Origin of the sequence: Brevundimonas denitrificans (genome assembly GCF_030160755.1) — a bacterium.
In the GTDB taxonomy this organism is placed as follows: domain Bacteria; phylum Pseudomonadota; class Alphaproteobacteria; order Caulobacterales; family Caulobacteraceae; genus Brevundimonas; species Brevundimonas denitrificans.
The window spans coordinates 1-8,342 of sequence record NZ_BSOY01000089.1 but is presented as its reverse complement, the minus strand read 5'-3'; the positions used below and the strand labels follow the sequence as shown (position 1 = coordinate 8,342).

Annotated in this window: 9 protein-coding genes; 4 read left to right on the top strand and 5 right to left on the bottom strand. The window is 68.7% G+C overall.

All coding sequences use genetic code 11. From position 1 onward, the window contains the following. The coding region (locus tag QQJ79_RS14045) for a coiled-coil domain-containing protein (RefSeq protein ID WP_488798465.1) at positions 1-2,028 on the bottom strand (2,028 nt) is incomplete at its 3' end. Positions 2,029-2,247: 219 nt separating this feature from the next. On the opposite strand from QQJ79_RS14045, the gene QQJ79_RS14040 reads away from it, so the two are divergent. The 3 genes from QQJ79_RS14040 to QQJ79_RS14030 all read left to right on the top strand — a co-directional run bounded on the left by QQJ79_RS14040 (position 2,248) and on the right by QQJ79_RS14030 (position 3,566). Then, positions 2,248-2,454, top strand: a complete 207-nt coding sequence (locus QQJ79_RS14040; RefSeq protein WP_284223543.1) for a hypothetical protein — start codon at positions 2,248-2,250, stop codon at positions 2,452-2,454. Positions 2,455-2,525: 71 nt separating this feature from the next. Next, entirely contained in the window at positions 2,526-3,035 is a 510-nt protein-coding gene (locus tag QQJ79_RS14035) for a pyridoxamine 5'-phosphate oxidase family protein (RefSeq protein ID WP_284223542.1), read from the top strand. A gap of 66 nt (positions 3,036-3,101) precedes the next feature. Further along, positions 3,102-3,566 (top strand): thermonuclease family protein, encoded by a 465-nt coding sequence (locus tag QQJ79_RS14030; protein ID WP_284223541.1) that lies wholly within the window; start codon positions 3,102-3,104, stop codon positions 3,564-3,566. 6 nt (positions 3,567-3,572) lie between these two features. On the opposite strand, the gene argF is transcribed toward QQJ79_RS14030, so the two are convergent. The 4 genes from argF to QQJ79_RS14010 all read right to left on the bottom strand — a co-directional run bounded on the left by argF (position 3,573) and on the right by QQJ79_RS14010 (position 7,787). Then, positions 3,573-4,487, bottom strand: a complete 915-nt coding sequence (gene argF, locus QQJ79_RS14025; RefSeq protein ID WP_284223540.1) for an ornithine carbamoyltransferase — start codon at positions 4,485-4,487, stop codon at positions 3,573-3,575. Positions 4,488-4,638: 151 nt separating this feature from the next. Next, positions 4,639-5,835, bottom strand: a complete 1,197-nt coding sequence (locus QQJ79_RS14020) for an aspartate aminotransferase family protein (protein ID WP_284223539.1) — start codon at positions 5,833-5,835, stop codon at positions 4,639-4,641. 182 nt (positions 5,836-6,017) lie between these two features. Next, positions 6,018-6,908 (bottom strand): M28 family metallopeptidase, encoded by an 891-nt coding sequence (locus QQJ79_RS14015; protein WP_284223538.1) that lies wholly within the window; start codon positions 6,906-6,908, stop codon positions 6,018-6,020. 66 nt (positions 6,909-6,974) lie between these two features. After that, a complete protein-coding gene (locus QQJ79_RS14010; RefSeq protein WP_284223537.1) occupies positions 6,975-7,787 on the bottom strand; it encodes an ABC transporter permease in 813 nt (270 codons plus the stop codon). Between the two features lie 345 nt (positions 7,788-8,132). Here QQJ79_RS14010 and QQJ79_RS14005 point away from each other — a divergent pair. Continuing rightward, positions 8,133-8,342 (top strand): GcrA family cell cycle regulator (locus QQJ79_RS14005; RefSeq protein WP_284223536.1); only part of this gene is annotated, 210 nt, incomplete at its 3' end.

Genomic DNA, 8,342 nt, shown 5'->3' with positions numbered 1-8,342 from the left:
CGCCTCGGCGGCGGGGGCGGCCATCGCTGCGCGGGCGGCGTCGATGGTCTGGCGCGTCGAGGAGGCGCGGCCCTGGGCCGCCGCCGCACGCAGGGCGCGGGGGTCGACGAAATCCGTCTCGCCCTCGAAGTCGTCATGCCCGTCGTCGTAGACGTTGTCGGGGCCGCCCGGGGCGGTCGCCTCCAGCGCGTCGGAGACGTCGGCGCCGCCGAAACCCTGACCGAAGGCGATCGGCGCGGGTTGAACCTGAACCGGGGCGGCCTGGGAGGCGGCGTTGAACGGGGGCGGCGTGAAGGCGGGAATCTGCGGAGGAGGACCGACCTCTTCGGCCAGCGACGTCCCGCCGGGACGGCTGCCGAACGGCGCTGGCGCGACGACCGGCGCCTCATCCACGCGCGGCCCCCGCAGGACGGCGTCGAAGATGGCGTCGGCGGTCAGAACCTCGTCGGCCGGGTCTTCAGGACTGAAGGCCGCAGGCGCCGGCTCGGGCGGGGCCAGATCGGCGGACCAGGCCTGCTGCTCGGCATAGATCGGATCGTCAAACACCGCGTCAGAGAACGGCGCGCCCGGGAAGGCGGCGTCGGGGAAGGCCGCGGCCCGCCAGTCGGAGTCCGGGGCGGGAGCAGGCGTCGCCGGTTCGGATCGGCGCTCGATATTGCCTCGCGCCTCGGCGATCAGGGCCGCGGTGCGCTCTTCCGACATCCGCATACGCTCGGCCAGTTCGCCGGACGCGCGGTCATAGCCCTGTTCGATGCGGGCGGAGCTGTCAGCCAGGCGGCGACCGATGTCGTCCAGAGCCTGCTGCGAGCGCCGCTCGGACTGGGCGATGCGTTCGCTCAGCCGGTCGGAAATCCGGGTGATCTCTCCGCCGAGCTTCTCCAGCGCCAGGGCGTGACGGTCGTCGGTCGCGGTCAGCCGCTGTTCGACGCCCTGGGCGAAACGGCCCATGTCGGCCTCGACCTTGCGGCTGAGCTGTTCGAAGCGGACCGGGGTTTCCGCCTCGATCGACTGGACCCGGCCGTTCAGATTCTGGGCGATGCGCAGGACCTCGCGGCCCATGGTCTCGACCGCCTTGGCGGAACGTTCCTCGGACGCCTTGACCTGATCGCCGATGGCCAGGACCGCGCGCTCGATACGGTCCATCCGGCCTTCGGACTCGGCGGTGTCGAGCCGCCGCATCATCTCGACGCGATTGCCCTCGACCTGACGGCTGAGCGTCTCGGCCAGTTTTTCGAACCGGGCGGCTTCGCGGGCGCCCTCGGGCTCGGTCCGGGACTCGGCGGCCCGCAGACGTTGATCCAGGCCGGCGAACGAGGTCTGCAGATTGCGCAGGGCCTCGGCGGTGCGGCTCTGGGCCTCATCCAGCCGCTGGCCGACCTGGGCCAGCAGCTCCGGCCCCACGCCGGGACCGGCGACCTTCTCGACCGCGTCCATCCTGTGGCGCAACTCATTGACGCTCGACCGCTGGCGCTCCTCGATGTCGTAGAGGCGGCCGGCCAGGGCGCCCATGGTCGTCTCGACCTTGCCGAAGGTTTCCGCGGTCTGCGGCCCGACCTCCTGTTCGAAACGGCGCAGGCGCTTGTGCCCCTCGCGCAGTTCCTCGGCGATATCGTCAATGCGGCGGGCATAGGCCTTGCCGTTCTGGTCCTGCCCCTCCAGTCGACGCACCAGGCCGGAGACGGCCTGGTCGACCCCCTGGATGGCGATGGTCGAGCGGCGCTCGGCGGCCTCCAGCCGAGCGGCGATGGCGTCGATCGAGGCGCCGAGACGCTGCAGCTGGTCTTCGTTCGCGCCGGACCCGTAGGCGTCGTCCACCCGACGGCTGCGCCCGCGGCGGTCGATGCTGTCGGCGGCATGGGGGCGGCGCGAAAGGGGCGTGAAGCCGCCTTCGTCATCGTCGCCGTCTTCCATGATGATGGTGTTCAGCCACTCGCCCAGCGTCATGCCGGAGCGACGGGCGAGGTCCTTGGCGATCTCGCGCGCCTTGGGCTCGATGCCCTTCACGCTCCACGGCGCGGCTGCGCTCACTGATTCGCCTCCCGACCTACTTGTCGAACGCTAGACGCCAAGATGATGGGTGTAAACGCGTGGTTAACCCCAAGATGTAGCGGTATCCCCATCTTCCTGTGGAAAGCGCCGTGACCCGATGAATATCTCGCGCTGACGTGGTTAACGGCGGATGAAGATTAACCTCCCGGCAAGAAAATCGCCCTTGCGCCGCGCCGCTCCGCAGACCACTTCGCGCCGATGAGTCTGACGCTGACCCTCGCCCTGCTCGTCGCGGCCCTGGCCCTGGCCGTCTTCGCCGGCTGGCGGGGATCGCGGCCGTGGGACTTGACGCGTGGCGTGCGCATGATCCCGTGGCGTTTCATCATGCTGCTGTCGGGCGCCGCGATCCTCGTCCTCGCGATCCACCTCGGAACCCTGATGGGCGTGCCGCAGCGGCCCTATTAGGCGACGCGCGGCCGGAACCCGTCCGGCCCGGGGCCATTCCTGACCCACCCCCCGAGATCAGGAGATCACCCATGGGCGACAAGACCCTCACCGCCGCCGAAGCCGAAAAAGAGTTCTGGGATCACCTTAAGACGTCCAACACCGGCATGCTGGGGCTCGATCAGCCCGGCTATCACGCCCAGCCGATGACGGCCTTTCGCGAGGAGGAGACCGGGACCATCTGGTTCTTCACCCGCGACGACACGGAGCTGGCCAATGACGCCTCTATCGGCGGCGGCCAGAGCGCCATGTTCCATTACGGTTCGAAGGACCAGAACGTCTGGGCCTGCATTCACGGCCAGTTGTCCGTCCACGGCCAGGACCGCGCCGTCATCGACCGCTACTGGAACCCGATCCTCGCGGCCTGGTATCCGGAGGGCAAGGACGATCCCCACCTGACCATCCTGAAGTTCGACGCCGACGACGGCCGGATCTGGGTCAATGAGGGCGGCTTCCTCAAATTCTTCTACGAGGTCGCCAAGGCCAATGTGACGAAGACCTTGCCGGATGCCGGCGGCGTCGTGGATGTGAACCTTCAATAGGCGTCCGCCTCGTTGACTTGGAGCCTGCGCTTCTCCAGCCTCGTTTCGGGGCTGGAGGAGTGAAGCGTGATCCTGACTGTCGTCGCAGGAATGTGGGGCCTGACGCAGGCGATGTCGTTCGCGGGCCAGGCCACGATCATCGATTCGACGACGCTGGAAGTCGCGGACCAGCGGGTTTCACTCTGGGGCGTGCGGTCGCCGACGCCGGAGGACACCTGCCTCGCGGATGAGCCGGGCCGCTGCGAGCAGAACGCGGTCGACGAGTTGACGGCTCTCACGGAGAACAAGGACGTCCGTTGTGAAGCGTTCGGCCCGGGCGTGTCTGGCGCCGTGATGGGGCGTTGTCAGGCGCGATGGACGGAATGCTACGGCCACACCTGCACCGACGTCTGGCGGGATCTCGGCGGAGAACTCATCGCCCAGGGGTTCGCCCTGCAGGCGTGGGAACAAAGCGGCGGAGCCTTTGACGGACAGGAACGGACAGCCCGGGACGCCCGCCTCGGTGTTTGGGGCCTGTCCCGCCGGCCCTGACTCCTGTCAGCCCGCGAAGCACCACGCCAGCACCGCCTTCTGGGCGTGGATGCGATTCTCGGCCTCGTCCCAGACCAGCGACTTCGGACCGTCGATCACCGCGTCGGTGACCTCCTCGCCGCGGTGGGCGGGGAGGCAGTGCAGGAAGACGGCGTCGCCGGCGGCGGCGTCCATCAGGGCCTGGTCGACGCCATAACCCTCGAAGGCTTCCAGTCGGGCTTCATAGTCGCCGTCGCCCATCGACACCCAGGTGTCGGTGACCACGACGTCCGCCCCGGCCACGGCCTCGCGCGGATCGCTGGTCAGGGTGACGGAATTGCCGCCCTTGGCCAGGTCGTGGAGGTCGGGGTGGTAGTCCGCCGGGCAGGCGACGTTCAGGTGGAAGCCCAGCTTCGGCGCCGCGTGCATGAAGCTGTGGCAGACATTGTTGCCGTCCCCGACCCAGGCGATCGTCTTGCCGGCGATCGGGCCGCGGGCCTCCTCGATGGTCATGATGTCGGCCAGGATCTGGCAGGGGTGCGAGCGGTCGGTCAGGCCGTTGATCACGGGCACGGTCGAGACTCGGGCGAAGCGTTCGACGTCCTCATGGCTGTTGGCGCGGATCATCACGGCGTCGACCATGCGCGACAGGACCCGGGCCGTGTCCTCGACCGGCTCGCCGCGGCCCAGCTGCATGTCGCCGGCGTTGGCGATGATCGAGGCCCCGCCCAGCTGGCGGATGGCGGCGTCGAAGCTGAAGCGGGTGCGGGTGGAGTTCTTCTCGAAGATCATCGCCAGCACGCGATCCTTGGCCGGGGCGTCGGCGTCGGCCCGGCCCTTCGGCCACCCCTTGCGCGCCGCCTTGCGGGCATGGGCGTCATCGAGGATGGCGCGCAGCGCCCCGGCCTCGAGCCGGTGGATGTCGAGGAAGTGGCGGGTCATTCTCTACTCCGCTCATCCCGGCGAAAGCCGGGACCCAGTGGTTTGGGTGAAAGCTCTCACCCGGTTGGAAAGATCCGCCAATCCCGGAGCACCAGCGTCACGCTGGACAGGACCGGGTCCCGGCTTGCGCCGGGATGAGCGGATTTGATTGCTAGGCGGCGGCCATCTTGGCCCGCGCACCCTCGCAGGTCTTCTCGAACCGGGCGACGGCCTCGCGGGCCTCTTCGAGGGTCAGGTTCAGCGGCGGCAGGATGCGCACGCAGTTGTCGCCGCCGCCGGCGACCAGCAGCTGGTTCTCGTCGCGGGCCCAGCCCATGAATTCGCGGTTGTTGGGGACCAGTTTGACGCCCAGCAGCAGGCCCTTGCCGCGCACGTCCACGATCACATCGGGGAAGCGCTCCTTCAGCCCGTGCAGCTGCTGCTTCAGATAGCCGGCGATCTCGTTGACGTGAGCCAGGGTCTCGGGCTTCGAGATCTCGGCGAAGGCGGCGCCGCCCACGGCCATGGCCAGCGGGTTTCCGCCGAAGGTCGAACCGTGCACGCCGACGACCATCCCCTTGGCGGCGTGGTTGGTGGCCAGGCAGGCGCCGACCGGGAAGCCGCCGCCCAGGGCCTTGGCGATGGCCATGATGTCGGGGGCCATGCCGCCCCATTCATGGGCCCAGAGCTTGCCGGTCCGGCCCATGCCGCACTGGACCTCGTCGAAGATGATCAGGACGCCGTATTCGTCGCACAGCTCGCGCAGGCCGCGCAGGCAGACCTCGGGAATGGCCCGGCAGCCGCCCTCGCCCTGCACCGGCTCGACGATGATGGCGGCGGTGTTCGGATGGGCGATCGCGGCCTTCAGGGCTTCATGGTCGCCGAAGACCAGCTGGTGGAAGCCTTCCATCGGCGGGCCGAAGCCGTTGGTGTAGCTGGGGTTGGCGGCGGCGTTGATGGCGCCGTAGGTGCGGCCGTGGAACGAGCCGTCGAAGCCGTAGATGTCGATCCGCTCGGGCTGGCCGTTGGCCGAATGGAATTTCCGCGCCGTCTTCAGGGCGCATTCGACCGCCTCGGTGCCCGAGTTGGTGAAAAAGACCACGTCGGCGAACGACTTCTCGCAGAGGGCGTCGGCCAAGGCTTCCTGGCCCGGAATCTTGAAGATGTTGGAGACGTGCCAGAGCTTTTCGGCCTGGTCCTTGACCGCCTGCACGAGGATCGGATGGGCGTGGCCGAGGGCGTTGGTCGAAATGCCCATGACGCAGTCGAGGTATTCGGTCCCGTCCGTGCTCCACAGACGCGCGCCCTGACCACGATCCACTTCGAGCGGCGCGCGGTTGTAGACACCCATCAGATGTTCAGTGGACACGGGGCAGACCTCCAAAAGCGAGACGGCCCCGCCGCTGGAGAGCGCCGGGACCGCTGGAATAAGGGTCAGGCCTTGTCGGCCGGAGGACGGTGTTAGTCAACACCGGGACATCTCTGGATGGGCCGCGATCGTCGGCCGTTCGGGACCGCCCGGCCCGACGCGGCCCTGGCGCTTGGCGCAGATCAGCGCGACAGCTGCGCGTCCAGCCGCTCCACCACCGCCGCATAGGTCGCGCCGGCCAGGGCGACGGTCGCCGGATCGACCCGCTCCATCGTGTCCTCGGCCGAGTGGATCAGCTGAAAGACCTGGGGGACGAAGCCCTCGGCCAGGCCGTTGGCCTCGCCGCCGTTGAAGGCCAGCCACATCTGGTGGGCGCCGATCTGGTCCTGGAAGCCCAGCGACACCACCGGCGCCCCGGCGGCCGAGAAGGCGCGGTCGTCCGACGGCGGATACTCGGGATAACCGACGCACTGCAGGGCGCGCTCGGCGCACAGCTCCTGCACCGCGCGGGTGACGAAGGCGGACTGGGCGCCGTTGTTCTGGCCGTACATCATGGTGTCGCCATAGCCGGCGACATCGGAGTTCACGACGGCGGCGACGTTGGTCAGGCCGTGCGCCGCGATCCATTGGCGCGCGCCGATCAGGCCCAGCTCTTCCTGGTCGAACAGGATGATGCGGATGCGATGGGTCAGCGCCTTGCCGCGCAGGATTTTCGCCGCCTCGATCACCCCGACCACGGAGGCTGCGTTGTCGACCACGCCGTGCGACATGGTCCCGTCGCGCAGCTTCACCGCGTCATAGTGGGCGGTCAGCAGGATTTCGCGCGGGCCGTCGCCGATCGTGACCACGACGTTGCGGCCCTCCATCTCGCCGGTCTGGCGGTTGCCGCCGGTGAAGGTCTCGACGGTCGGCGCGAAGCCGGCGGCCCGCAGCTGGGCGACGACGACCGCGGTCCGCGCCTCATTCGACGGCTGGACGAAGGCGGCGACCTGGGCGCGCAGGTCGAGGTCCTGCGCCATGACCGGCGAGGCGACGAGCAGGGCCGCGGCGGCGGCGAGCGAACGGAACAGCATGGAACCCCCTTGAGACGAGGCGCCATGGCTAGCCCGACCCGAAGGCCGGCGCACCTTACAAGTGAGTCAGGTCTTCAGCCGCCAGCCCGACCGGAACACCGCCCAGCAGGCCCAGGCCATGACCAGGGTCAGGATCCCGCTCATGACCGCCCCGACCAGCAGATTCCCCTCGGCGTTCGCCGGGCCGATGAAGCCGGCCCGGAAACCGTCGATCAGATAGAAGAAGGGGTTGAAATGGCTGATCGTCGAGAACGGCTCGGGCAGGTTTTCGACGAGGTAGAAGGTGCCGCTGAGGAAGGTCATCGGCATGATGACGAAATTCTGCACCGCGGCCAGCTGGTCGAATTTCTGGGCCCAGAGGCCGGCGAAGACGCCCAGCATGCCCATGATCAGACAGGCCAGCAGGCCGAACCACAGGATCAGGCCGAGGTTCGCCACCTCCAGTCGGGCGAAGGGCAGGACGCAGACCGCCGTGACGATCCCGACCACCAGGCCGCGCGTCGCGGCGCCGAGCGAAAAGCCGATGGTCAGCTCCAGCGGGCTGAGCGGCGGGGTCAGGAAGTCGGTCGCCGTATTCATCACCTTGGCCTGGATCAGGCTGGAGGAGGCGTTGGCGAAGGCGTTGTTGAGCATGGCCATCATGATCAGGCCGGGCGCCACGAACTCGGGAAAAGGTGTGCCGTGCAGCGGCGGCCGCGTACCCTGCAGGGCGACGACGAAGACCAGCATGTAGAGCAGGGTCGTCACCACCGGCCCGGCCACCGTCTGGGCCCCCACCTTCCAGAACCGCCGCACCTCGCGCAGGTACAGGGTCCGCACCCCGATCCAGTTGATCCCGGGATAGCTGCGGGGCCGGGGGGTCGTGCTCAGGTCGGTCATGGGAGCCAGATGCGGGCGGCGGCGGCGGGATGCAAGTGGCTAGTGGCCAGTGGCCAGTGGCTGGCCGGCGCCTGAGCGGTGGCGTTGACCGCGCCGCCCTTCCGCTGGCTGAGAGGCGACAACCACTAATCACTGGCCACTAGCCACTAGCCACTAGCCACCCGGCGGCGCAGCCGCCGCCGCCGTCGCCGTCGCCGTTAACCATCCCTACATCTGGTTCCTGTGGACGGACTGATTCGCACATCTTGCGTCTGTTAGGGCCTCGTTTACGATTAGTGGTAGGTCGAGGCCCCGGGAGGGCAGCCTGGACCCCATATATTGAATCCGAGACCCGGAGGGTTGGCTATGACCGCAGGCTGGACAGAAGACCGCGTCGGCGCGCTGAAGAAGCTCTGGCTGGAAGGCCAGTCGGCCAGCCAGATCGCCAAACAGCTGGGCGGCGGCGTCACCCGCAACGCCGTCATCGGCAAGGTGCACCGCCTCGGCCTGTCGGGCCGGGCCGCCCCGTCGCAGCCGGCGCGCGCCACCTTCCGCCCTGCCCGTCCGCGCCCCGCC

Coding starts and splice junctions, on each gene's coding strand:
- argF (WP_284223540.1), bottom strand. CDS start 4,487: ATGACCCGCCACTTCCTCGACATCCACCGGCTCGAGGCCGGGGCGCTG.
- QQJ79_RS14015 (WP_284223538.1), bottom strand. CDS start 6,908: ATGCTGTTCCGTTCGCTCGCCGCCGCCGCGGCCCTGCTCGTCGCCTCG.
- QQJ79_RS14040 (WP_284223543.1), top strand. CDS start 2,248: ATGAGTCTGACGCTGACCCTCGCCCTGCTCGTCGCGGCCCTGGCCCTG.
- QQJ79_RS14035 (WP_284223542.1), top strand. CDS start 2,526: ATGGGCGACAAGACCCTCACCGCCGCCGAAGCCGAAAAAGAGTTCTGG.
- QQJ79_RS14010 (WP_284223537.1), bottom strand. CDS start 7,787: ATGACCGACCTGAGCACGACCCCCCGGCCCCGCAGCTATCCCGGGATC.